The sequence below is a fragment of the Olleya sp. ITB9 genome (assembly GCF_001315805.1).
In the GTDB taxonomy this organism is placed as follows: domain Bacteria; phylum Bacteroidota; class Bacteroidia; order Flavobacteriales; family Flavobacteriaceae; genus Olleya; species Olleya sediminilitoris.
On sequence record NZ_BCBW01000010.1, the window covers coordinates 142,121 to 167,526 of the forward strand.

Sequence of the window (25,406 nt, forward strand, 5' to 3'; positions counted from 1 at the left end):
AAGTTTTACTTAAATATTAACTAATAATACCAATTACTATGAAAAATCAATTATCAGAAGCCTATAATTTGTTAATAGGCAAATTAGAAGGATGGTTAAACGCCATAATATCTAACATACCAAATTTATTACTTGCAATTGTAGTCTTATTTGTTTCTTATTTTATTGCAAAATACGTTAATAAATACGTTACAAAATTAGTATCAAAACGTGTACATCAAAATTCTATAACTAACATGATTGGACGTTTGTCCTCTGTAGTTGTAGTGCTTGCAGGATTGTTTTTAGCTTTAGGGATTTTAAACTTAAGTAAAACATTAACCTCTTTATTAGCTGGTGCAGGTGTTGCAGGTTTAGCAATTGGTTTAGCCTTACAAGGGACTTTATCTAACACTTTTGCTGGTATTGTGCTATCCTTCAGAAAAAAGATTCAAATTGGACATTGGGTAGAAACCAATGGGTTTTCTGGAGAAGTTATAGATATTAACTTAAAAGATTTTACCATAAAGGAAGCTGATAATAACATGGTTGTTATACCAAATAAGATGATTTTAGAAAATCCATTAAAAAATTACACATTAACTACTAAAATGAGAGTTTTCTTGGAGTGTGGAGTAGGATATGAGTCAGATTTAGACCATGTAGAACAATTAACAAAACAAACTATTTGCAACACATTTGATCAAATAGATTCACCCGATGACGTAGAGTTTTACTTTACCGAGTATGGTGGAAGCTCGATTAATTACTTATGTAGATTTTGGATTGATGCAGAAAATGCACTTGAAAAAATGCGATCTAAAAGTAAAGCTATAATCGAAATCAAAAAAGCTTATGACAAAGAAAATATAAACATACCTTTTCCTATTAGGACGCTTCAATTTGATAACAAATTATCTTTTGATGCACCTCAGGAAGTCGAGAATTCATTCTCAAATAACTAATAGTAAAGTACTTTTAGTTACTAATATTAATCATTTAAAACCAAAAAAATTATGTTACGTTGGACAATCACATTTATTATTATAGCACTAATCGCAGGAGTCTTAGGATTTGGCGGAATTGCAGGAGCGTCTGCAGGAATTGCTAAAATTTTATTCTTCATTTTTATAGTACTGTTTGTACTATCATTAATTAAAGGAGCAGTAAAATCATAAATACAATTAAATAAAAAACTAATCAGTCATTATATATAGTTTAGAAGTAAAAATAAGTCGACTGATTAGCTTTTATTAACCCTTAAACCAAAAACAATGAAAAAGTTATTATATACTTTTCTAATTCTATTTTCACTGTCACTAGTGGTTACAGGATGTAGAGAAGAAAAATCAACTGAAGAAACAGTCGAAAAGGCTATTGATGATGTTGAAGATGGACTAGAAGATGCTTCAGACGAAGTTGAAGAAGCTATGGACGATGTTGAAGACAACATTGATGACACTGTAGATGACATTGAAGATTAATACCTTCAATTAAAAAATCAACCAAAATATTAACCACACAAAAACACAAGCCATGAAAAAATTAGCATATACCTTTATTTTATTATTCTCTTTATCTGTAGTATTAACAAGTTGTAGAGAAGAAACAACAGGAGAAAAAGTAGAAGACGCTGTAGAAGATGTAGCAGATGACGTTGAAGATGCAGTAGATTAAATCACATTGCTGTGAAAAGAAAAAATAATTATCACATATAAATTATATGTTAGATTAATAGTAACAAAAGCCTCAGTTTATTTGAGGCTTTTGTATTTTTACAAATAAACAAACAGGTTATGAGCATTAAAACAGCTTTAAATTTTCTTAATAAATTAAAATCTAATAATAATCGTGATTGGTTTGCAGATCAAAAGACAGAATATGATAAAGCTTTAAAAGCAGTTAAAATATTGTTTAATGAAGTGTATACTAATTTGCAATCCCACGACGAATTTGAAAAACTTAAAATATTCAGAATTTACAGAGATGTAAGATTTTCTAAAAATAAATTACCATACAAAAATAATTTTGGCGCAGCTTTCCATCGTGTCAAACCTAGATTACGAGGTGGATATTATATGCAGATAGAACCAGGTAATAATTTTATTGCTGTCGGATTTTGGAATCCAGAAAAAGACGATTTACTGCGTATTAGAAAAGAATTTGAAATGGACGATCAAGAGGTTAGAGATATTATTAATGAAAAGTCTTTACAGCAGGTTTGGGGAAATTTACAAGGTGAAGAGTTAAAAACAGCTCCAAGAGATTTTGATAAAAATCATCCAGCTATTGATTTAATAAGAAAAAAACAATTCATTTTTACTAAGCAATATACTGATACAGATATTACTGCACCAGATTTTGCAAAACAAGTTAGTGATGATTTTAAAACCATCAGACCATTTTTTGATTATATGAGTGATGTTTTAACTACAGACTTAAATGGTGAATCTATAATTAAAGATTAAACAACATCAGTTATAGTGTATTTGTTCAGGCTAAACAGCCTTTAAAGTTTTTGGTTTTTCAAATAGTTGAATATTACTCTGTAAACGTTGTTTAACAATATTCATCATTCGCTTATTTAAAGCGGAGGAGTTTAGTATATATTTTTGATATTCAGCTATGGTAAATTGCCCAATAACCATTCCTTTTAAACTGTTTCTAAACTTGATGTCTTTATGTATAGCGTTTTCAATGTAAGTCATTCGTTTTTCAATAGTTAACTGGTAAAATACATTTTTGTGTTTAGCGATGTAATTTCTAAAAACAGCTATAAACAAATCGTTTTGAAGCTTGATAATTGGACGTAATGTGGTGTTTTGGAAACGCTCATCATCACTCATATTTGGACTAATAGTTATACTTTTAATAATTGGTCTAATGGCTAATAGTTGTGTGTCTCTTGTAGTCATAATTATTAAGTTTTAATAAAAATATCGATAATAAAGACTAATAGTCGTATCAATAAATATAGTTTTTAACTGTGTTGTTAACAATTAAGATTATTTATCTTTGAGGTAAAGATTTAATATGAGATTTCACACAAGAAAATGGGTTAAACCCGAAGATTTAAATCCAAACGGAACACTGTTTGGAGGTCAGTTATTAGCATGGATAGATGAAGAAGCTGCTTTATACACCATCATACAACTAGAAAACAACAAAGTGGTTACAAAATATATGAGCGAAATTAACTTCATGGCTAAAGCTGTAGAAGGTGATATTGTCGAAATTGGTATGGAAGTACAAAAATTTGGACGTAGCTCCATCACTTTAAATTGTGAAGTACGAAACATGCGTACACGCGAAACTATTATTACTGTAGAAAATATTATTATGGTAAATTTAGACCAAGATGGTAATCCTAAGCCACACGGAAAAACTAAAATAGAGTTTGTTAAAGACCGTCTAAATAATTAGTATTAAGATTTTAGATATTTCTTATCTACATAAAACGTCCCAAACGGTAGGATAGAAGCTAATAATACTATCCCAAATACTTTATTAGACCATTTTTGTTCTGGCTTGATTAAAAAGGCTAATGCAATGTAGGCTACAAACAGTAATCCATGAGGCATACCAAGTAGTCTGACGTAATAGTCATCTCCTCCAGGTAATCGTTTGTATATAGCAGCAGCCATTAAAAATAGATATGATAAACCTTCTAATAAAGCTACAATTCTAAATGTATTTAGCATAATAATTATCTTTTTTGTAAAGATAATTTATAGTTTTCTTTTTTTAGGTTTTATCAAGTGATTTATCACTAAATTCGTTTAAAATTAACGTTATGGATAGTACAAGAAAATCTATACTAATTATACTGGCATTTTTCTCTATTTACTGTATTTGGGGATCAACATATTTACTTAATAAGGTTGTGGTGTCAGAGGTTTCACCATTATATTTAGCATCCATTAGGTTTTTTTGCGCAGGGATTTTAATTTTTGGTATTGCTAAAATTTTAAAAATATCTCTTAAAGCAAGTACAATACAATTAAAAAATTCGGCTTTAGCTGGATTTTTATTTTTAGTGTATGGTAACGGTGTTTTTGTATGGGCTTTAAAATATGTAGATAGCGGTTTTGCAGCACTTATTGCAGCAACACAACCGTTATTCGTTATTTTTTTAATGCGTATTTTACAAGGCTCTAAAATTCAAACAAAATCTATTATTGGTGTTGTTTTGGGTGTTATAGGTATGTATTTATTGGTTAGTCAAGATACATTGCAATTAGACCAAAACGGTATCATTGGTATAGTCGTTATTTTTACTTGTGTTTTAAGCTGGAGTTATGGTAGCATTTTTGTGTCTAAAGCAGATTTGCCAAAAAACTTTTTTGTAGCTACTGGTTATCAAATGGTTTTTGCTAGTTTGTTTTTAGTCATTTTTAGCCTAACAGTTAAAGAAGTTTGGACGTCACCTTTAAAATGGAGTATAAATGCACAAGGCGCCATGCTGTTATTAATTGTTTTTGGTGGTATTGTTGCTTTTACAGCATTTAATTATTTATTAAAAGAAGTCTCTACAGAAAAGGTGTCTACTTCTGCTTATGTTAATCCAGTAATTGCTTTATTTTTGGGATGGTATGTTTTGGATGAGCAGATTACAAAGCAGTCTATTGTTGCAGCTGTTGTTTTATTAACAGGAGTATATTTTATAAATTCGAAGAAAAAAATCATTATTTTCTCTAGATTTAAACGTAAAAAGCTACAAAATTTAAAAAAATAGTCTAAATAGCTTAAAGACTTAACATACAATTAATTAAAAAGTTAGTATCTTTGTAACTCATAAAAGCAGGTAAACCATTTGTAACAGTCGCTTTCTACGACGTTAAAATTGTTAAGCAGAACATAGCTTTTTATTACTTTCTGCTTTTTATGAATTCATTTTAATACACACATTTAAAAACGCTAATGGCAAAATCGCAACAAACATTTAATAAAAGTGAAAAAGAAAAAAAACGCTTAAAGAAAAGAGAAGATAAGCGTAAGAAGATGGAAGCTCGTAAAGCCGAAAAAGAGGCTAATGGAGGTTCTGATGGTATCCAGTTTGCATATGTAGACTTTAATGGTAATTTGGTAGATACTCCACCAGATCCAGAGATGAGAGAAAAGATTGATGCAGAAGAAATTGTTTTAGGAGTTCCTAAAAAAGTTGAAGGAGAAGAAGAAGATCCAGTAAGAAAAGGTAAAGTATCATTTTTTGATACCTCTAAAGGTTTTGGATTTATTATTGACACAGAAAATAACGAAAAGTATTTTTGTCACGTCAGTGGTTTAATAGACCAAATTGCTGAAAATGACAAAGTATCTTTTGAACTTGAAAAAGGTATGAAAGGTATGAATGCTGTAAAAGTGAAAAAAATCTAATAATTAGCTAGATTTAACACATATAAAAACCCATTAAGAGTTAATCTTAATGGGTTTTTTATTTTTAAATAGTTATTAAATAGTTTTTCTGAAAAACTTTATCATAAATATCCTTACTAAACATATATAATTGCGCAGGTTTTTTGGATACACCTACTTGTTTTTCGTCTAAAGCAATAATATATTTTTTATTTATTAGTTTACGTCTAAAATTTCTGTTGTCAATTTCAATACCTAATATAGATTGGTATAAATCTTGAACTTCATTAATAGTAAATTTATCAGGTAAAAGCTCAAATATAATAGGCTCTGACAGACATTTTTCTTTTAAATCATCATATGCTTCCATGATAATTTTTTCATGATCAAATCCAACTTCAGGTAACTCATTCACCGGAAACCATTCCGCATCATTAGTGTTCTTGCTTAAATCTACATCTTCAGTTTTTAGTAAAAAATAATAGGCAACGGTAATGGTTCTTAAATTAAACTCTTCATTTTTAATCCAAATTAAATCTTTTTCATTTGACAAACGGTTAGGGTCTCCAAATACCTTAAATTGTTTTTTATACTGATCTGTTAACCCAGTCAATTCCTTCAAGACTCTAGTGGCTGTATCATCCAGTTTTTCATGCGTATATACATGATAACCAGTCAATACATAGTCATTAACTAAAATTTTTTGTTTATCTTTTAGGTAACGCTTTATCATTAAAACGTTTAAAGATTTAGTAGTTGTATCATATCCAAATACAACGCAATCTACGGATATGTTTAATATTTTTTCAGGCTTCATAATTATCTCAGCTTCAATAAATAACGAAAAATTAATCTAAAAAACTTGTATTAACTTTAATTAAACGTCAAATTCACATTAGCAATAATAACACTTTTTATTTGAATAATAGACACCATAAAGTCAATATAGCACACATAAATGTTAATTTAACATACTTTTTTTGCTATTTATTAGGTTTTGTAATTTTTTTTATAATACATTTGAAAAACAAACGTAATTATGACGTTTATAAATAAACTAACTAAAACTACTTTAATTATGAACCAAAAATCAAAAACAACTACAATCGTTTTATGTCTTTTAGCCTGTTTCACTTTAAATATAGTTTCTGCCCAAGAAGAAGAAAAGGAAGAGTATTCTCCGTTTAGTATTAGTACACATCTAAAAAATATGCATACTTGGCACGGATTTGTAGTACATCCAGGAGCTATGATAGCGAGTAGTTTAGAATACAACTCTAAAAATAAAAAATTCACTTTTGGTTTTTGGGGAGGAGCAAGTTTCTCTACTGTAGATGTAGATAATATAGTTACCGGTGAAAACGAAAGTGCTTATTATAAAGAAGTTTCAATTTATACAAAATACCGTTTTTCAGATAAATTTTTTATTGAAGCTGTAACTCATAATAACTATACAGGAGTTGAAGAAAGAGGTGATAAGTTAAGTTACTGGAGTTACGACAAAACACAAGGTTACAACTTTGTAGATTTAAATTTTGGTTATAATGTAACACCAAACACTTTATTATATTTTGCTACTATTATAAATGGTGGTTCTGGAGATTATGAAGTACAAGATAATGGAGATTTAGAAAATTCTTGGACACATTATTTTGAGGTTAGCAGCAAAGTATGGCAAAATAGTAACTCTAGCTTGTCTCTATTTGCAGGAGGAGCTTGGTCTTTTATTACAGATAAAACGTTTTATACTCAAGGTGCAGGAAACCTTATTAACGTTGGCGCTACATTTAATAAACAATTAGAGATTTATAAATATAAAGTACCTGTGGATGTGACTTTAATGTGGAATCCTGAACAAGAAAAAACAGTCATCCAATTTGATCTTACTTTATTTTAATAGTTAAATATAATCCCTTAACTTTCATTGTGTTAAAATCATAAACAAACTAATTATGAAAACTAAAACTACTATAGTTAATACTTTTAAATTGACATTGTCAATGGTTGTATTTGTATTATTGTGCTCTGGTTGTGCAGAGCAATTAAATGATGTAAACACATCTTCAAATTCTTCTGAAGACATTGGAGATGTTTTTAAAAGCGAAATCGATTTAGTCGGTAAAAAAATAGGCTATTGTTCACCTTCACTAAATGCGCCTTACTATCAAGCATTATGGCAAAGCATAAAATCTACTACAGAAAAAAATGGAATGACATTTTTATCGGCTGATGGTCAAGATGATATTAATAAGCAAATTGCTGCTGTTGAAGATTTAATTACCAAAGGCGTGGATGCTTTATTATTAAACCCTAAAGATCCAGATGCCTTGGTTGGCGTCACTAAATTGGCAGAAGCTGCTGGTATACCTGTTTTTATTATTGATAGTTCTATTAGTCCTGAAGCAGAATTTGTAACCACTATACAATCTAATAACTTGGCTAATGGTGAATTAGCAGGAGAATGGTTAGCAAAAAAGTTTGGAAACAAACCTATGAATATTGCTTTATTAAGCGGAAATGCAGGAAACCCAGTGGGTCGTACACGTAAACAAGGTTTATTACAAGGGATTACCGAAGAACAATTACGTACGCTTGGTAAAATTAACTTAAATGTAAAAACACAAGCGTATACAGAATGGTCTTATGCAGGAGGACTGAAAGCTATGGAAGATATTTTAGTAGCACATCCAGATGTTAATGTAGTCATTACAGAATCTGATGTTTGTGTGTTAGGTGCTATTAAAGCGATTGCACAAGCTGGTAAAACCGATGATATTTTAATTGTTGCTGGTGCAGATGGTCAAAAAGAAGCCATTAAATATATCATGGAAACCGATTTTTATGGTTGTACAGCAATGAATAGTCCTGTGCAAATTGGTAAAAATGCAGTGCAATATGCTGTAGAATATATGAATGGTAAAACCGATTTTGATAAAAAATCATACACAGCACCTTTATTAATTACCAAAGAGAATGCTGCTAAGTACTACAATCCAAACGCAATCTTTTAATTTATTAGACATGAAAAATTCAACAAACGAATATCGTTTAGAAATGTCAGGAATTTCCAAAAGTTTTGGAGTTGTTTCTGTACTTAAAGATGTGAACTTAAAAGTAAAGTCAGGAGAAATTCATGCATTATTAGGTGAAAATGGTGCTGGAAAATCTACTTTAATTAAAATATTAAGTGGTGTGCATCAAAAAGATGCTGGTAAAGTGGTTTTAAATGGAGAGGAAATTAAACCTAAAAACACACATGAAGGTCAGGTTTTAGGGATTAATGTAGTCTATCAAGAATTGTCTTTAGTGAATGATTTATCGGTTGCAGAAAATATTTATTTACACAAATTAGGTGCTAGTAAATCTTGGATGAATTGGAAAGGCTTAATTCAGGATGCACAAGAATTATTAGATTCTTTAGACTTTAAAATTGATGCTTCCGCAAAAGTAAAAGACTTAAGTATTGTACAAAAGCAAGTGGTTGAAATTGCTAAAGCTATTTCAGAAGACACTAAGATTTTGGTTTTAGATGAACCGACAACAGTTTTTGATCCTAAAGATGTAAAAAAATTATTTCAAATTCTTTTCAAATTAAAAGAACAAGGTATTTCCATTATATATATATCGCATCATTTAGACGAAATCTTCAAAATAGCAGATACAGTAACTGTACTTAGAGATGGTGTTGATACTGGTAGTATGCCTATTTCCGAAACAGATAAAGATGGCGTAATTCACTTAATGATTGGGCGTGAATTAAAAGATTTGTATCCAAAAAGAGATATTAAAATTGGAGAGGTACCCATCTTTCAAGTAAAAAATTTAACTGCCAAAGAAACTATAGTCAATGATGTTTCTTTTAATGTAAAACCAGGTGAAGTTCTTGGTATTGCTGGTTTAGGTGGAAGCGGAAGAACAGAAACTGCAAAATTAATTTTTGGTGCAGATAAAAAGAAATCTGGAACTTTAATTTTAGAAGGAAATGAAATAAAAACGAATTCTCCTGTAGATGCTGCTGGTTATCAAATTGGTTTTGTTTCCGAAGATCGAAAAGAAGAAGGTGTGTTTTTACCATTGTCTATAAGACGAAATATTAGTGTAACCAGTTTCAAATCTATTTCTAGTAAACTAGGCTTCATAAACGTAGAAAACGAATACAAAAAGGTCTTAGGTTTAATTGAAAAACTAAACATTAAAACACCAAATTCAGAGGTTAATGTAAAAAATCTTAGTGGTGGTAATCAGCAAAAAGTAGCTCTAGCAAAATGGTTAAGCATTGATAGTAAAGTCATTTTTATTGATGAACCAACTAGAGGAGTGGATGTAGGTGCAAAAATTGAAATCTATAACCTTATTAATGAGGTTGCTAAAAAAGGGGTTGGTGTTGTTGTAATATCTTCAGATATGCCAGAAATTATGGGAATTTCAGATCGTATTCTCGTAATGCATGAAGGTACTATTTATGGCGAATTGCAAAAAGAACAATTTTCAGAAGAAAACATTTTACGATACTCCATTGGAGAACCTTTAAAACAATATAACTAAACTAATTAAACATTAACGTTATGGCTTTAACATTAAAACAACAACTTAGTACTCCAGGAGGCATACTAAAGTTCTTAGTCAAGTATAATACAATATTCATTTTTATATTATTAGTGATTTTTTCTGCACTAATTTCGGATGTGTTTTTTACATCTGTCAACCTTTCAAATTTATTAAAACAAGTATCTGGTATTGGTATTATTAGCATAGGTATGCTAATCGTAATACTTACAGGTGGTATTGATTTATCGGTTGGGTCTATGGTAGCATTATTAGCGGTTGCCTTTGCTATTTTAGTCAATATTTTTGCTTTACCATTGGCTATTTTAATGACTATAGTGATTGGCTTTGGTTTAGGAAGTGTTTCTGGTTACCTCGTTGCTTATCAAAAAATGGCGCCTTTTGTGGCAACTTTAGCATTAATGACTATTGCTAGAGGTTTAAGTTTTATCTATTCTAAAGGGTCTCCTGTTACATTCACAACAGTTGGAGGACAATACATGTCTAATTTTGCAAATAACTCAACTTTGGGTATTCCTAATATTGCAATTGTATTTTTTATCATCGTTATCTGCACAATGGTTATGCTACGTTACAATGTTTTTGGACGATTAATAATCGCTATTGGTAGTAACGAAGAAGCATCTCGTTTATCTGGTATTAAAGTCAATAAATACAAATTTTTAGTCTATGCCATTTCTGGTGCTTTAGCTGCAACTGCTGCTATTATTGTGGCTTCTAGAACCAACTTAGGGTCTCCAAACATGGGAATGGCTTGGGAGCTAGACGCTATTGCTGCTGTGGTTATTGGTGGTGCAAGTTTAAACGGAGGAAAAGGAACAGCTATCAACACCTTAATGGGTGTGCTTATTTTAGGATTAATAGGAAACATTTTAAACTTATTAAATGTGCCTTCCTATCCACAACAAGTGGTTAAAGGTGCTATCATCATTTTCGCAGTATTATTACAAAGATTCGAAAGCAAATAAATATATATTCTGTAATGGAAAACTTAAAATTAAATACTAAAAACCTTTCTGCAATTGGAGAACGAATTGCAATACCAAAGTATAGTAGATCTGATATTAAAACAGGAATCGTACATGTTGGTATTGGCGGATTTCATAGAGCGCATGAAGCTTTTTATACTGATCAACTATTACAAGACGAAAGCGTAAAAGATTGGGGAATTTGTGGTGTAGCTTTATTAGATTTTGACACTAAAATATACAACACACTAAGGGAACAAGATGGTTTGTATACTTTAATTGTTAAAGAATTAGATGGCACACATACTAAACGTGTTATTGGTGCGATAACAGAATATCTGTTTGCTCCAGAAAATCCAACAACTGTCATTGAAAAAATGGCGAGTCCAGAGGTTAAAATCATCACTTTAACCATTACGGAAGGTGGTTATAATTATAACGAAGCAACCAAAACATTCGATTTTACAAATCCGTTAATTATTCACGATTTAGAATATCCTGATGCACCAAAAACAATATTTGGTTATTTAACTCAAGCTTTAAAATTAAGACAAGAACGTGGATTAAAAGGCATCACTATTCAGTCTTGCGATAATATTCAAGGTAATGGTCACATGACGCAAAATATGCTATTAAGCTATGTGTCTAAAGCAGCGCCAGAATTGGTAGATTGGATTAACGAAAATGTTTCTTTTCCAAATGCAATGGTAGACAGAATTACACCTGTAACTGCAGCAGAAGATATTGCACATTTAAAAGACACTTCTGGTATCGATGATGCTTGGCCTGTAGTTTGCGAACCTTTTAAACAATGGGTTATCGAAGATAATTTTATTGCAGGAAGACCAGTTTGGGAAAACGTAGGAGCACAGTTTGTTGAAGATGTTGTGCCTTATGAGAAAATGAAACTAAGTTTATTAAATGCTGGACATTCAGTATTAGGAATTTTAGGTGCATTAATGGGTTACAACACCATTGATGAAGCTGTTAATAATCCAAATATCAGAGCCTTTTTAAAGCATTATATGGATGAAGAAGTGACACCAACTTTAGGGGATTTAGAAGGTGTTGATTTAGAAGCCTACAAGCAATCATTGTTAGAGCGCTTCGGAAATATAAATATTAAAGATCAAATTGATCGTATTTGTTCGGAAACTTCTGCAAAATATCCAATTTTTATTTTACCTACGATTCAATCACAATTAGAAACAAAAGGATCTATTCAGTTAGCTGCATTTGTAACAGCTGCTTGGGCAATTTATAGTTTGGGTACTAATGAAAATGGAGACACTTTAATCATAAAGGACGCTTTAAAACAAGAATTAGGTGAAAAAGCGAAAGAGGCAAAACAGAATCCTATTGCATTTTTAGAATTGGGATCGGTTTTTGGAACTTTAAAACAGAATCCTGTCTTTACTGAAGCATTTGTAAATGCCTATGAAGATATCACAAATAAAAATATTGAAGATAATTTAAAAAGTATTAATAGTACTTATTAATAATAAAGTAGTATGAAAAATATAGTTTGTTTTGGAGAAGTATTATGGGATGTTTTTCCTACTCACAAAAAAATTGGAGGTGCACCTCTAAATTTTGCAATTAGATTAAAATCATTAAATAATAATGTCTCTATCATTAGTAGAATAGGTAAAGATAAATTAGGTAAAAAAGGAGTGTTTTTTATTGTAGACAAAGGGATTAATACCGAAAGCCTTCAGATTGATGACACACTTCAAACGGGAAAAGTAAAAGTAGCCTTAGATTTAGATGGTCAGGCAACTTATGATATACAATATCCTAGAGCTTGGGATAATATCCAGTTAACCGAAGCTTCTAAACAAGCTACTTTAGATGCAGATGCTTTTGTTTATGGTAGTTTAGCTGCAAGAGATAGTACGACAAAGCATACCTTGTATGAGCTTTTAAAAATTGCAAAAAACAAGATATTTGATGTCAATTTAAGACCACCTTATTATGATATAGATATTGTTAAGGATTTAATGGATGAAGCTGATTTTATTAAATTTAATGATGACGAGATTGATATGGTTTGTGCTGATATGCAATTTGATAAACAATCCTTAGAAGATAAAATCAAATATATTGCAGAACAGACAAATACCAAGTCTATTTGTGTTACAAAGGGAGATAAAGGTGCTATTCTGTATTATTATGATGAGTTTTATTATAACGAAGGTTACCCAATTCAAGTCATAGACACAGTTGGAGCAGGAGACTCATTTTTAGCAACTTTAATCAATAAGTTATTAAATAATGATAATCCACAAGAAGCTATAGATTTTGCATGTGCAATTGGAGCTATTGTAGCAGGTAGTGAAGGTGCAAACCCAAAAATAACAGTAGAAGATATTACTAACTTTATTGAAAGTAATAGTTAGGTTTTGTAAATAGATTGATAGCAAACCCTTTAAAGCTTTATGGTAACTCATAAAGCTTTTTTATTTACTATGCTTAAACTACTGTTGCTTTGTGTGTTCTTTTAAATTTACAAGCTATCTTTGCACAAAATTTAATATATGTCAAATTCGTTTTCTAGTTTAGGAATTAATAGTGTAATAAATAACACGTTATCTAATTTAAACATCACTGTTCCTACAGATATTCAATCTAAAGCAATTCCTGTAATCCTTAATTCTAAGGATGATATTGTCGCTATTGCAAAAACGGGTACTGGTAAAACCGCAGCATTTGGATTACCGCTATTACAACTTGTAAATCCAGAGAATACCAACATTCAAACAGTTATATTAGCTCCAACAAGAGAATTAGGACAACAGATTTTAAAAAATTTAGACAGTTTTAATTCTGAAGAGTTAGCTGTGTCAATTGCAGGTGTTTTTGGTGGTATACCTATAAAACCTCAAATAGAAAGACTTAAACAGCAAACCCATATTGTAGTTGCTACTCCAGGTCGTTTAGCAGATGTTATAGATCGTAAAGCTATTGATGTCAGTCAAATTAATTATTTTGTTTTAGATGAAGCAGACGAAATGGTTAGCGCACATAAAGAAGGGCTTGAGGCTATTATTAAAGCCTTACCAAAATCAAGGCGTACGTTGTTGTTTACTGCAACAATACCAGGAACCATAAAACAATTGGTACAAAACAGCTTGGCTAAAACAGTAACTACAATTGAAGCGGATATGCAAACTGTAGGACATCAAGGTATAGAGCATCAATTTGTAGTTGTACAGCCTATTGAAAAACTAAATGTTTTAATGCATTTTTTAAACTTTAACGATGGACAACGTGGTATCATTTTCTGTAAAACCAAAGCTGCAGTTAACAAATTAGCAAAAAACTTAGCAATTAATAAATTTTCATCAGGTGCTATTCACGGAAGTTTATCACAAGGAATTCGTGATCGTATTATGGGACAATTTCGTGAGGGTCACATTAATATTTTAGTAGCAACAGATTTAGCTGCTCGTGGTATAGATGTTAAAGATTTAGCTTTTGTTGTAAATTATCATTTACCAGATACTTATGAAGCTTATGTCCACAGAAGTGGTCGTACAGCTAGAGCAGGTGCAAAGGGATTAGCGTTAAGTGTAATTCAAGAAGATGAAGTACAAGATATTCCAGAATTTGAAGATGAGTTAGGAATCACGTTTAAACAATATCAAAAAGCGGATGCTAAAAGCATCGAGCAAAATAACGGATTATTATGGGCAAGAAAGATCTTTAAAACAAAACCTAATCGTGATATTCCTGAAGATTTTAAAGCAAAAGTCAAAACTATATTTCACCATTTAACTAAAGAAGAATTAGTAGATAAAATTCTGGCTAATTATATAGCAGAAAGCAATACTATTGTAGAAAAGCAAACCACTAAAAAGGTAAAAAAGAAACAATAATTATGTCTAATTATTTAAAGATACAACAAGATATTTTAGATAAATTAAATATCAAAGCGCTTAATCCAATGCAGGAAGAAGCACTGTTATCTATTGCTAATGCAGAAAACACTGTGCTATTATCACCAACAGGTACAGGTAAAACACTAGCCTTTTTATTACCTACCATTACAGCTTTAGACCCTAATTGTAATGAGGTTCAATTATTAATTTTAGTGCCTTCACGTGAGTTAGCCATTCAAATAGAGCAAGTTGTGCGCACAATGGGTTCTGGTTTTAAAGCCAATGCAGTGTATGGAGGACGTCCTTTTAGTAAAGATAAAATTGACTTAGCACATACACCTGCTATAATTATTGGTACTCCTGGTCGTATTGCAGATCATTTACGTCGCGAGACTTTTGCTGTAGATAATATAAACACGTTGGTTTTAGACGAGTTTGATAAGTCTTTAGAAGTTGGTTTTGAAAAGGAAATGAGTCAAATTATCAATAATTTGCCTCACATAAAAAAACGAATCCTTACTTCTGCAACTCAAGATATGGACATTCCACGTTTTGTAGGTTTAGAAAACCAAATCATTATAGATTATTCGGATACTAAAATTTCAAAATTACAGATCAAGCATGTATTGTCTCCTGACAAAAATAAGCTTCAAACCTTAGTCGATCTTTTACATGACATTGGTAACAAACCTGGTATTATTTTTTGCAATTACAAAGACACCATACAATATGTAAGCGATTTTTTAAATAAAAATAATATTGCGCATGGTTGTTTTCAAGGCGGTATGGAACAAATAGATAGAGAGCGTGCTTTAATTAAGTTTAGAAACGGGACACACCAAATTATAATTGCTACAGATCTGGCTGCACGTGGTTTAGATATTCCAGAGCTTAATTATATCATTCATTATCAATTGCCTTTAAAAGCCGAAGAATTTACCCATCGTAATGGTCGTACAGCTCGTATGAATACAGAAGGGACAGCTTACGTATTACAATGGGAAGAAGAACGTTTACCAGATTTTATCACTGTTGATGACACAGTAACACCAAACGGAAAGCTTACCAAAATGGCTACGGATTGGACCACCTTGTTTATTTCTGGAGGACGAAAAGATAAAATATCAAAAGGAGATATTGCTGGAGTGTTATTTAAACAATGTCATCTTGAAAAATCAGAAATTGGAGTCATAGAGCTTAAACAAGATTGCGCATTTGTAGCAGTACCAAAGGCTAAATCAAACAGTATTATTGACAAAATAAACAATACACGACTTAAGAAAAAGAAAGTACGTGTGTATACTATATAAAATAATTTTAGTTCTAAATTTTAAAAGCCTCAAGATATCAATAATATCTTGAGGCTTTTTTATATTCTAAAAACATGATAATCCTATAACACACTTGTATAATTGTATAATGCTTTTACTGGTAATACTTAAGACCTTTGTGTAAACAAAATTATAATCACAAAAGCCTAAGGTTTCGGTTAACCAATCAACTTTCGCTTTTAATAAAAATACAATACAATGATAAAACCAAGAGAAAAAGCACCAGAACTAGAAATACAATTAGTAAACGACACCACTTGGAAGTTAAGTGACCAATCGCCAAAAAATTTCACCTTAATATTATTTTACAGAGGTAAACACTGTCCAGTGTGTAAGTCTCAGTTAGAAGAACTTCAAAAAAAGGTGAGCAAGTTTACAGAGCGTGGTGTAAATATCATAGCCATAAGTAGTGATACAGAAACGGTTGCAAAAGCAACACATGACGAGTGGGAGATAGCAAATATACCATTAGGTTTTGGTTTGTCTATAGACGAAGCAAGACAATGGGGTTTATTTATTTCGGAAGGGATTAAGGACGAACCAGAACTGTTTACAGAACCTGGCTTGTTTTTACTAACACCTGACCAAACCGTGTATTGGGAAGCTTTACAATCTATGCCATTTGGACGTCCAAGTTTTAATGACGTATTAGGAGGTATTGATTACATCTTAAAAGCAGATTATCCTGCTAGAGGAGAGGCGTAATACCTAACAACCCGATAGACTAGTATTAATTAAAAAGAAAATGAAAAAGAATATGACAAAGACATCAAATAAAGGATTTTCAACTATAAATCCAGCAACAGAAAAAGAAATACAGCATTATGATTACATGACAGAAGAAGACGCTTTAAAAGCAGTCAACAACTGTGATAAAGCCTATCAAGACTGGAGACTTAAATCTTTAGATCATCGTGCTGAAATAGTAAAATCCATTGGCGAAGAACTTAAAAAAGTAAAAGACGAGTACGCAAAACTTATGACCCAAGAAATGGGTAAATTAGTCAAGCAAAGTCATGAAGAAATTGAATTGTGTATTGGTATTTGTGAGTATACTGCAACCGAAGGTAGAAAAAAACTAGAAGACGAAGTCAGAACCATGGAAAATGGTGGTAAAGGTATCATACAACAAGCACCTCTAGGTGTTATTTATGGTATCCAACCATGGAATTTTCCATTATATCAAGCCATAAGATATGCCATAGTTAATCTAATGGCAGGAAACGGAGTCCTTTTAAAACACGCTAAAAATGTTACTGGTTCTGCCTTAATGCTTAAAAAAGTATTTGAAGACGCTGGTTTACCTAAAAACCTATTCACTGTTTTAATTATAGATCATGACACGTCAGATAAAATTATAGAGCATAAACTAGTTAGAGGTGTAACGCTTACAGGTAGCTCTAAAGCAGGTGAGTATATCGCACAAAAAGCAGGAAAAGCTTTAAAAAAGACGGTTTTAGAATTAGGGAGTAACGATGCTTATTTAGTTTTAGAGGATGCAGATGTGGATTTAGCTGTAAAAACTAGTGTGTTTGGTCGTACTTACAATAACGGAGAAACCTGTGTTGCAGCAAAACGTTTTGTAGTTGTAGACAAAGTCTATGATCAATTTAAAGAGGCTTTTGTTAAGGGCATGTCGCAAATTAATCATGGAGACCCAATGGACAAGGACTCTAAATTAGGTCCTGTAGCCAGAAAAGATTTAAGAGATAAACTACATAATCAAGTTGAAGAAAGCGTTAATAAAGGCGCAGAGGTCTTATGTGGTGGTACAATACCAGACATAAAAGGATATTATTACCCATCTACTGTATTAGGAAACGTTAAACCTGGACAACCAGCTTATAATGACGAGCTTTTTGGACCAGTAGCATCACTGATAAAAGCTAAAGATGATCAGGATGCCATGAGAATTGCTAACGATAGTCGTTTTGGACTAGGAGGCGGAATTTTTAGTAAAGATGAGGACAAAGCAATACAATTAGCCAAAAATCATTTTCATACAGGTATGATAAACATTAATTCTTACGGATTAGCACATCCAAATATGCCATTTGGTGGTATTAAAGATTCTGGTTATGGACGCGAGCATGGTGGTTTTGGTATCACAGAGTTTGTTAACACCAAAGCAATAATGCTTAACAATAGTTAATAATACCAATTAAATAGTAACAATTATAAAAGACCAAGCTTAATACTTGGTCTTTTATGTATTTTAATAATACCATTGTACTTTAAACAGATTAATTACTAATAGGCTTAAATAAACACGTAATCACTAGTAAAATATAAGTTATGCAAACAATACCTAGTAATAAAGGTTAATTTAATGCATATTTAAAATGAATTTAAAGTTATCATTGTAATAAAAATGAAAAATAATTGAATAAAAAAATTGAAGTATCAATATTTGGCATTATACTTGTAAACTATTAAGTATTAATAAAATAAATTATATTACAATGAGTAGAGGTACAGTAAAATTTTTCAACGACACAAAAGGATTTGGTTTCATAACTGAAGAAGGAGTTGATAAAGACCATTTTGTACATATTTCTGGATTAATCGATGAGATTAGAGAAGGAGATGAGGTTGAATTCGATTTAAAAGAAGGAAACAAAGGATTAAATGCAGTAAACGTAAAAGTTATCTAATATATATCCATTACAATTAAAAAAGGCTACCTAAGAAGGTGGCCTTTTTTTGTGCCTAAACTTTATCATTATGTAATAATGACTACTTAAGAGGTCTGATTTGTTAGTCATACTTTATCTTTTTAATGTAAAAAGGTGAGTATAACACAAGTTGGCAGTAATTAAAACGACCAGAAAATAATAAAAGAACACTTTAAACTAGCAATACAAATTAGAGGAAAAACAGCAATTATTATTTTCATGACATTTGTCTCATTTTATTCATTTGGACAAAACGACTCAAGTTGCATAAACAAAACCCAATTTCAATCTGTTTTTCAAAATTTAGAATCAGGAAAATATCAAGGTACTATTAATGGAATTTTAATTGTTAAAGATCTTGACGACAAACAATCACTATTAGATTTTCAAGGAAGTTTTGCTAAATTAGAAATAGAAAAAGACAAACACAAAGTGTACGATGTAAGTCGTAAAAAGTATAAAGGAAAAACAACAAGCGGAAAAACAGAAATAAAATACGAAACTTATGCTTATGCAAACTCCTTTGGAATTAAACTAAAAGGAGAATATTATTATTTAAACCTAATTGATGGTGCTTGTGATTTCATAATTAAAGGACTTAAATACACTTATATATCTGAAAAAAGTACTGAATATCTAATGCTACAATTTACACAAGAAGTAAAACTAATGAATAATTACGAGAATAAAATTAGAAAAACTATAAAGGTATTACCTAATTCAACTCTGATATTCGCCATAAGTAGAAACAAAAAACTATAGCTAACAATAGTAACCGTTGCACAAGCCAATAAATTTTAAAAACAGACTTATATAATTGCCTTGTAAGGCGTTTTCTTTTTTTTAGTACAATTTATAAATAGTTATTTTAAGGTTACTTAAAAACAACTGTCCTGTCATAAAAGGTCTAATAATTAAACACTTAATTACAACTACCTATCAAAACACAAAATATACACAGGCAAAAAAATACGTAGTTATACGTATTGTACTTGCAAGTGCATTATTGTAATTTAGCCTTTAATAATACAACTATAATAAAATGAAACTTATTTAATATAAGTTACTAAAAGTTGTCATAACGGGAAATATAACCCCAAAAACAACCATATTAGTTGTCATATAACCAGTTACCTGCAAGCTGAAAATCGAACTTATGAAAAAAATTGGGACAATAATTTTACTGCTGATTTCAATTAACTCAATTGGACAAAATCTCGTTGAATGCGGAATTGATAATAGCCCGAAACTCACTCAAACGGAATCTGAATTTCTGACTGAATATATGAATGACAAACAGCTTAAAAATTATGATTTAACCGACAAGAAAGTGATTTTTGTAACTGGAAATAGTGCTCAACAATTCGGAACGAAAACGGAATATTTTGACCAAATAAAAGAGTCGAATAAAAACGAAAATAAAATTGCAACTTGGATTGTTGAACTAAATGAAAATGAACGAAAAATATCTGGTGGATACGATGTTATAATCACATATTGGGTTAAAGTTTTAACAAAAAAAAGAAAGAATAAAATTATAAACGAAATAAAAGCCAGCAGGTAACACCGTATAAAAATAATTGCGGTTTAGTGCTTAATCAAAGGTCGTTGCGTGTTTGTAACGTCTGATTTTCCTTCGGAAAATCCTCGCATACAAACCCGCAACTATTCTTATACATAAACGTTGGCATTCATTGACGAACGAACTCAAAAGGAAAATTATGGAAGAATTAAAATTGCATTCTTTTGGACAAAATGACCATATTGAATCTCTAAAGAAAAAATACAATTCTCTAAAAGAGAAAATTAAAGGAAATAAAATTTTGACAGAAAAGGAAAAAGTTGCTGAACTAAAAAGTCTGACAGAATCCTTTAAAAGAGAAAAGAAAGATTCTGAAAATAATCTTTACTAAATTGGAATTTTAGCTTGTTTGCGGAATCAAAACCTGAATTGAATGCGGAATTTAGCAAGTTGCGGAATTGCTCACTCAATCGGAATTGAAAAAGTTTGCAAAAAAAATATAAATAAAACAATGACAAAAAAATATTTTATTTATTTGATAATCATCGCAAGTATTGTACTTATGATTTACAACATTTCAGAACTTGATTTTGATAATCTTAAAAAAGGACCATTTGCTGGAATTGTGTCGAATATCCTTTTAATTTTAACAATGTTAGTAACAATGAGAGATATTAAGAAAAAGGAACAGGAAAATAAATAACCTGAATAAAAACAACGAAATGCCAACAACGTGTATAATCAATTGCTGGTACAAGCCTACTTACGAATATTCCTGCGGAATATTCTATCCGGTTTTTATTTGCTAAATTAGTTCCTTAAACCACGCAACTAATCATACACAAAACCGTTAGCAAACATTAGAAAAAACCATCGTGAATGACAATTTTACTTCAATCGAATATTGAACATTTATTAGAAAAGTACTTTGCGGAATACAAGGAATATCATATTTGGGCAATAGTCATTTTAACACTCATTGTTTTAGGATTTCAGATAGGACAAACTATAATTGTTTCTCGAAAAATTGAGCGTTTTAAGAACGTGCTTAAAAAAAATGAAATTCAATTTTCCAAGTTTAACAATTTACAAATTGACGCTTTAAAATCAATTTATGATAAAATGGTTAATTTACACTATAAGAATTATGCGCTTTTCCAACCTGAAACGTTCTCTCACGAAAGTTTAAAAACAAGGATAAAAGATTGGCGAGCAGATTATTTGACTTTAATGGATGTATTTCACCGTGAGAAATTATTACTTCCGAAAGATTTGAAACTTAAGATTAAAAATTTTGAAACCAACTTCAATTTGATTTCAAAACGCTTGAATGAAGAAACGCTGAACTTAAACGATGTTGAGGAAGATATTGGCTCGTCCAATGCTCAAGATATTTACAACTCACCAGAAGATGAACTCGAAAGAATACAAAATCGAATTGAGCGACTGAATAATGATGAGGAAATTAAAAAATCCAATGAATCGATTAGCGGATTAAGAAAAAGTGTAGAGAATTATTTTGAAAGTCTGACGGAATAACGTTTGCTAACAACGTATAAAAATAATAGGGCAATTAGTTGCCTAATTCAATGGCTTAGGCTCTTTTGCGAAGTCGCCAAATTTTTAAATTTGACGACTTCCAATAAAAAAGATAAATAGTAAAATTTAAAAATTCGGCTTGTGCTTAACCGAATAGTAACAGCATTTTTTCCGCCCTACTATTCTTATACACGACCGTTATACCACATATGAAAAACATAACGGTCAAAAAGGGACTGACCATCCAAAATCGGAAAATGTGAAAGTTGAAACCGAAATAAAAAAATAAGTAGACCGAGTTTTTGAAAATCGAAAGAGTAAATTAAACAACTTTAAATTTTAAATATTATGAATACAATAATGAATAATTTTAGAAACAAAAACTTAGCAATATTTTTTACTTTTGCTTTTTTATTATCTACTCAAATAGCAGCTGCTAGACCAATGTTTGGTAGCTCTGTATCTTCTTTCTCTGCACCTTGTGGTGATTGTATGTGTACTTATGCAACTACAACAACTTATGTTTTTTGGGTAAATGTAGGTTCAAGCACTGAATGGACTGGAGTTGACTGTAATTAAATTTAAAAATTAAGATATGGTTTTTGAATACCATACCTTAATTAAAAACTACTAATTATGAAAAAAATATCATTAATTTTAATTGTACTCATCTCCAATTTAAGCTATTCACAAGATTCATTATTTATTAAAATAAAGAATGAAAAAAATAAAATTTTAGACAATGTATTAGTATTAAACAAACATAACAATAAGTACAGCTACTCGAATGAGAATGGCATTTCTAAAATCATTTACAAAAATAATAGTGATAGTATTGAGTTTTCAATTCCAGGTTTTAAAAATAACAAATTAACAATTAAAGAAATATATAATAAAAATAAGGAGGTTATATTAAATGAAGAAATTGAAATACTTGATGAGGTTATTATTTCTTCCAAGAAAATACCTGAACACGATTATAATTATAAAATTAAATCTAAAAAGAAATATTATACAACTTTAGTAAGTTCAGAAGCTACTATATTATCCTCATATACTCATAAAAATTGTAATGATTGCGAATTAGTAGGAATTGTGTTTTATCTAGAAAACGATGTTTTATTTGACAATGAAACAATATTAATAAGACCTCTGATTTTCAATAATAAGGAAGGTAAAAGAATTGATATTTTAAAATCTCCACAAGTTCTAGAAATTAATAACAATACTAGTAAACTAATCATTGATTTATCCAATTCTAATATTAATTTTCAAAAAAAAGAAATGTACTACATTGGTTTTGAATTAATAAATAAAAATGGAATGCTAAAAAGAATTAAAATAAAATCCTCAAATGAAAAGAGAAGTCATGCGCTTATGAAAAGTAAACCAACAAGCGAATGGTTTAAGCAAGATAATAACGGAAATGGATTTTCAAATGACTTCGAATTATATTTCAGAAATAAATAACGTGGTATAACAACGTGTATAGCTCATTGCGGCTGAATTCCTAATCGGAATTCAACGCTTATTCGCTATCTTTGGGTTACGGCGGAAAATCATAGTTGATTTTCCGCAACGAGCCATACACAAAACCGTTGTAACCAATTTAAGAAAAACCTCGAAATTGAAATTTGAAACCATCATAAAGACCATTTCTTTAACTTCTTATTCTCTTATAATTCTAATGGGACAAATGATTGGAATACCATTTATAGTATGGCTATTTTGGACAAGTTTTGAATTTGGTAATAATGACCAAATTTTTGCAATTATTGTATTAATTGGACTTATTTTGTTTTTTACGAGATATTTTAAAAGCAGAATTTTTAGAATCATCATTTTTGGGTTAATGCTGACACCATTAATTAGGCGTTTAACAGAAATACCAATTGAGAAGTTTAACTATTTAGCGTTTCAGATACCATTAATTATTTTCATTTCGACCTTCGCGATTTTGATTTTAAAACCTAAAACTAAATGAAACGAATACTAATGGGAATTGGAATATTTTTATTTATTGCAATTTTAGTTTTGCGATGTGACATTCCAATGACGAAAAATACTGTTGAAGGAGTTTACGCAAATACTAATTACGATAATAAAATTTGCTGTTTAGAATCACCTCATAAAGCAGACACTTTAATATTAAAATCAGATGGAACATTTTCGAGTGAATATTATGGAAATGGAACTTATAAAGTTAGTTATGGAATTTTAACGACTGAAATTGATTGGACTTACGAATATGAAATGGGAACAGCTGGACACAGTACATATTTTATCAATAAAATTTTTGAAAAGCCGAAAATTGTATTGAATTATGACTTGAATCATTACTATGAGAAAGTGGAATAAAAAACTATTTACAACAATGTGTATAATTCATTGCTAGTTATAGCCTACTTACGAAAGTCCTCGCGGACTTTCTATCTGTGATTTATTTACTAACTTTAGTGCTTAAACACGCAACGAAATCATACACTAGACCGTTGGCAATAATTTGAACGAACCATTGAACAGACTAATAATCATCATATTTTCAATTTTAATAATTTCTTGCAATTCTGAAAGAAATATTGAAAAAATAGAATATGAATTCTATCCTGCTTTTCTATCACCAATTACATATTCGATTGACTTAAACAAAAAGGTTCTTTATCAAAATAGTAAGTTCTATAAAACAGAGAGAAGTATTCAAGGTTCAGAGAATTTAATTAACAGAGAGTACGATATTAGTAATGAAAATTTGACAACATTTCTAAACGAAATTCATGAAATTCAGCTCGATAGTTCCATTGTACATCAGAGAGATGTATTAGATGGAATTCGTTTTAAGTTTAATACAATTGACCAACGAAATGACACTATTTCGTTAACTTCAGTAAGTCCACCTAGAATAGATAAATACAAAATAGATTATAAAATTTTAGATGCCTTTTTTCAACTAGTAAATAAGACGATTGACGATTACAAAGGTTTATGTATTACAGAAAAAATTCAAGATTATTTTTCTTACAAATTGCGGATAAAAGAAATAAATACCGAACCACTTGAATATAGAATTTGGGGAAATATAAGAGGTTGCGAATCTGATAATCCTGAATTAATAAAGTTTCTAGATTCTTTACCAAATGACAAATCTGTAATTTTTGACTTAAGAAATGGAAGTTTTGCACCTTGTCTATCGAGTTTACTTAAAAAATTCAATGAGAGCAAACAGCTATTTTATTATGGAAACTATTATCTGACTGATGCAGAATTAGATTTGGAAATCTTAAAAGACCAATTAAAAGAGGCTGAAAAAGATAGTAATAGTTCAATAGTAAGTTATTTAAAAGTAAGAATACGAGAAATGAAAGAGTACAAAGAGGAAGTTGAAAATATAAAATTCAACAATCAAAAAAACTTTAAAACGAGAGAAGAAATATTAAAAACTATTTCCAACACTGTGTATAATTAATTGCTTGTTTTAAGCCTACTTACGAAAATCCTCACGGATTTTCTATTCGGTTTTTATTTGCTAAATTAGGCACTTAAAACACGCAACAAACAAACCATATACAAAAACGTTGTAGCACATTTAAGAC

31 protein-coding genes are annotated in these 25,406 nt (G+C 30.3%); 28 read left to right on the forward strand and 3 right to left on the reverse strand.

The window, feature by feature from the left end; all coding sequences use genetic code 11:
• Nucleotides 1-38 precede the first annotated feature (38 nt).
• The 5 genes from ITB9_RS02275 (at nt 39) to ITB9_RS02285 (ending at nt 2,447) form a co-directional block, all read left to right on the forward strand.
• A complete protein-coding gene (locus ITB9_RS02275) occupies nt 39-944 on the forward strand; it encodes a mechanosensitive ion channel family protein (RefSeq protein WP_028607428.1) in 906 nt (301 codons plus the stop codon).
• A gap of 51 nt (nt 945-995) precedes the next feature.
• The gene (locus tag ITB9_RS15270) at nt 996-1,157 is read left to right on the forward strand and encodes a DUF1328 domain-containing protein (protein WP_028289780.1); all 162 of its coding nucleotides are present in this window, start codon (nt 996-998) and stop codon (nt 1,155-1,157) included.
• Between the two features lie 96 nt (nt 1,158-1,253).
• Nucleotides 1,254-1,463 carry a hypothetical protein gene (locus ITB9_RS02280; RefSeq protein WP_054850958.1) on the forward strand — a complete coding sequence of 70 codons (210 nt, stop codon included), beginning with the start codon at nt 1,254-1,256 and terminating at the stop codon, nt 1,461-1,463.
• A gap of 52 nt (nt 1,464-1,515) precedes the next feature.
• A complete protein-coding gene (locus tag ITB9_RS15535) occupies nt 1,516-1,656 on the forward strand; it encodes a hypothetical protein (RefSeq protein WP_187294244.1) in 141 nt (46 codons plus the stop codon).
• Nucleotides 1,657-1,775: 119 nt separating this feature from the next.
• Entirely contained in the window at nt 1,776-2,447 is a 672-nt protein-coding gene (locus tag ITB9_RS02285) for a DUF2461 domain-containing protein (RefSeq protein WP_054850959.1), read from the forward strand.
• Between the two features lie 30 nt (nt 2,448-2,477).
• Here ITB9_RS02285 and ITB9_RS02290 read toward each other — a convergent pair whose 3' ends face one another.
• Entirely contained in the window at nt 2,478-2,894 is a 417-nt protein-coding gene (locus tag ITB9_RS02290) for a hypothetical protein (protein ID WP_054850960.1), read from the reverse strand.
• A gap of 118 nt (nt 2,895-3,012) precedes the next feature.
• On the opposite strand from ITB9_RS02290, the gene ITB9_RS02295 reads away from it, so the two are divergent.
• Nucleotides 3,013-3,402 (forward strand): acyl-CoA thioesterase, encoded by a 390-nt coding sequence (locus ITB9_RS02295; protein WP_028289776.1) that lies wholly within the window; start codon nt 3,013-3,015, stop codon nt 3,400-3,402.
• A 2-nt stretch (nt 3,403-3,404) separates the two neighbouring features.
• Here the strand turns inward: ITB9_RS02295 and ITB9_RS02300 are convergent, their stop codons facing one another.
• Nucleotides 3,405-3,680 carry a DUF3817 domain-containing protein gene (locus tag ITB9_RS02300; protein WP_028289775.1) on the reverse strand — a complete coding sequence of 92 codons (276 nt, stop codon included), beginning with the start codon at nt 3,678-3,680 and terminating at the stop codon, nt 3,405-3,407.
• A gap of 92 nt (nt 3,681-3,772) precedes the next feature.
• Between ITB9_RS02300 and ITB9_RS02305 the strand changes: the two genes are divergently transcribed.
• Both ITB9_RS02305 and ITB9_RS02310 read left to right on the forward strand, forming a co-directional pair.
• The gene (locus ITB9_RS02305) at nt 3,773-4,714 is read left to right on the forward strand and encodes an EamA family transporter (protein ID WP_054850961.1); all 942 of its coding nucleotides are present in this window, start codon (nt 3,773-3,775) and stop codon (nt 4,712-4,714) included.
• 185 nt (nt 4,715-4,899) lie between these two features.
• Nucleotides 4,900-5,355 carry a cold-shock protein gene (locus ITB9_RS02310; RefSeq protein WP_028289773.1) on the forward strand — a complete coding sequence of 152 codons (456 nt, stop codon included), beginning with the start codon at nt 4,900-4,902 and terminating at the stop codon, nt 5,353-5,355.
• A gap of 64 nt (nt 5,356-5,419) precedes the next feature.
• On the opposite strand, the gene ITB9_RS02315 is transcribed toward ITB9_RS02310, so the two are convergent.
• The gene (locus ITB9_RS02315; protein ID WP_054850962.1) at nt 5,420-6,151 is read right to left on the reverse strand and encodes an NUDIX domain-containing protein; all 732 of its coding nucleotides are present in this window, start codon (nt 6,149-6,151) and stop codon (nt 5,420-5,422) included.
• A 261-nt stretch (nt 6,152-6,412) separates the two neighbouring features.
• Between ITB9_RS02315 and ITB9_RS02320 the strand changes: the two genes are divergently transcribed.
• The 20 genes from ITB9_RS02320 to ITB9_RS02420 all read left to right on the forward strand — a co-directional run bounded on the left by ITB9_RS02320 (nt 6,413) and on the right by ITB9_RS02420 (nt 25,279).
• Nucleotides 6,413-7,231, forward strand: a complete 819-nt coding sequence (locus ITB9_RS02320; protein WP_261975540.1) for a hypothetical protein — start codon at nt 6,413-6,415, stop codon at nt 7,229-7,231.
• A 55-nt stretch (nt 7,232-7,286) separates the two neighbouring features.
• Complete coding sequence (locus ITB9_RS02325; protein WP_028289770.1) at nt 7,287-8,345, forward strand: substrate-binding domain-containing protein; 1,059 nt, start codon at nt 7,287-7,289, stop codon at nt 8,343-8,345.
• 10 nt (nt 8,346-8,355) lie between these two features.
• Nucleotides 8,356-9,879, forward strand: a complete 1,524-nt coding sequence (locus ITB9_RS02330) for a sugar ABC transporter ATP-binding protein (protein WP_054850982.1) — start codon at nt 8,356-8,358, stop codon at nt 9,877-9,879.
• Nucleotides 9,880-9,899: 20 nt separating this feature from the next.
• Complete coding sequence (locus ITB9_RS02335) at nt 9,900-10,868, forward strand: ABC transporter permease (RefSeq protein ID WP_028289768.1); 969 nt, start codon at nt 9,900-9,902, stop codon at nt 10,866-10,868.
• A 14-nt stretch (nt 10,869-10,882) separates the two neighbouring features.
• Nucleotides 10,883-12,367, forward strand: coding sequence for a mannitol dehydrogenase family protein (locus ITB9_RS02340; protein WP_054850964.1), 1,485 nt, complete (start codon nt 10,883-10,885; stop codon nt 12,365-12,367).
• 12 nt (nt 12,368-12,379) lie between these two features.
• Nucleotides 12,380-13,267 (forward strand): carbohydrate kinase, encoded by an 888-nt coding sequence (locus ITB9_RS02345; RefSeq protein WP_054850965.1) that lies wholly within the window; start codon nt 12,380-12,382, stop codon nt 13,265-13,267.
• Nucleotides 13,268-13,405: 138 nt separating this feature from the next.
• Nucleotides 13,406-14,746 carry a DEAD/DEAH box helicase gene (locus ITB9_RS02350; RefSeq protein WP_054850966.1) on the forward strand — a complete coding sequence of 447 codons (1,341 nt, stop codon included), beginning with the start codon at nt 13,406-13,408 and terminating at the stop codon, nt 14,744-14,746.
• Between the two features lie 2 nt (nt 14,747-14,748).
• Entirely contained in the window at nt 14,749-16,059 is a 1,311-nt protein-coding gene (locus ITB9_RS02355; protein WP_054850967.1) for a DEAD/DEAH box helicase, read from the forward strand.
• A gap of 219 nt (nt 16,060-16,278) precedes the next feature.
• Nucleotides 16,279-16,785: a peroxiredoxin-like family protein gene (locus ITB9_RS02360; RefSeq protein WP_054850968.1), complete on the forward strand. Its 507-nt coding sequence runs from the start codon at nt 16,279-16,281 to the stop codon at nt 16,783-16,785.
• 52 nt (nt 16,786-16,837) lie between these two features.
• Nucleotides 16,838-18,232, forward strand: a complete 1,395-nt coding sequence (locus ITB9_RS02365) for an NAD-dependent succinate-semialdehyde dehydrogenase (RefSeq protein ID WP_054850969.1) — start codon at nt 16,838-16,840, stop codon at nt 18,230-18,232.
• A 310-nt stretch (nt 18,233-18,542) separates the two neighbouring features.
• Nucleotides 18,543-18,734, forward strand: coding sequence for a cold-shock protein (locus ITB9_RS02370; protein ID WP_028289761.1), 192 nt, complete (start codon nt 18,543-18,545; stop codon nt 18,732-18,734).
• A gap of 240 nt (nt 18,735-18,974) precedes the next feature.
• The gene (locus tag ITB9_RS02375; RefSeq protein ID WP_054850970.1) at nt 18,975-19,517 is read left to right on the forward strand and encodes a hypothetical protein; all 543 of its coding nucleotides are present in this window, start codon (nt 18,975-18,977) and stop codon (nt 19,515-19,517) included.
• 394 nt (nt 19,518-19,911) lie between these two features.
• A complete protein-coding gene (locus ITB9_RS02380; RefSeq protein WP_054850971.1) occupies nt 19,912-20,319 on the forward strand; it encodes a hypothetical protein in 408 nt (135 codons plus the stop codon).
• A gap of 157 nt (nt 20,320-20,476) precedes the next feature.
• Nucleotides 20,477-20,668: a hypothetical protein gene (locus tag ITB9_RS02385; protein ID WP_028607871.1), complete on the forward strand. Its 192-nt coding sequence runs from the start codon at nt 20,477-20,479 to the stop codon at nt 20,666-20,668.
• Between the two features lie 42 nt (nt 20,669-20,710).
• Nucleotides 20,711-20,980 (forward strand): hypothetical protein, encoded by a 270-nt coding sequence (locus ITB9_RS02390; protein WP_028607872.1) that lies wholly within the window; start codon nt 20,711-20,713, stop codon nt 20,978-20,980.
• 176 nt (nt 20,981-21,156) lie between these two features.
• Nucleotides 21,157-21,816: a hypothetical protein gene (locus ITB9_RS02395; protein WP_054850972.1), complete on the forward strand. Its 660-nt coding sequence runs from the start codon at nt 21,157-21,159 to the stop codon at nt 21,814-21,816.
• 348 nt (nt 21,817-22,164) lie between these two features.
• Nucleotides 22,165-22,395 carry a hypothetical protein gene (locus ITB9_RS02400; RefSeq protein WP_148638326.1) on the forward strand — a complete coding sequence of 77 codons (231 nt, stop codon included), beginning with the start codon at nt 22,165-22,167 and terminating at the stop codon, nt 22,393-22,395.
• Nucleotides 22,396-22,452: 57 nt separating this feature from the next.
• Nucleotides 22,453-23,286 (forward strand): hypothetical protein, encoded by an 834-nt coding sequence (locus ITB9_RS02405; protein ID WP_054850974.1) that lies wholly within the window; start codon nt 22,453-22,455, stop codon nt 23,284-23,286.
• Between the two features lie 510 nt (nt 23,287-23,796).
• A complete protein-coding gene (locus tag ITB9_RS02415; RefSeq protein WP_054850976.1) occupies nt 23,797-24,174 on the forward strand; it encodes a hypothetical protein in 378 nt (125 codons plus the stop codon).
• Nucleotides 24,175-24,331: 157 nt separating this feature from the next.
• Entirely contained in the window at nt 24,332-25,279 is a 948-nt protein-coding gene (locus ITB9_RS02420) for a hypothetical protein (protein ID WP_054850977.1), read from the forward strand.
• Nucleotides 25,280-25,406: the final 127 nt, after the last annotated feature.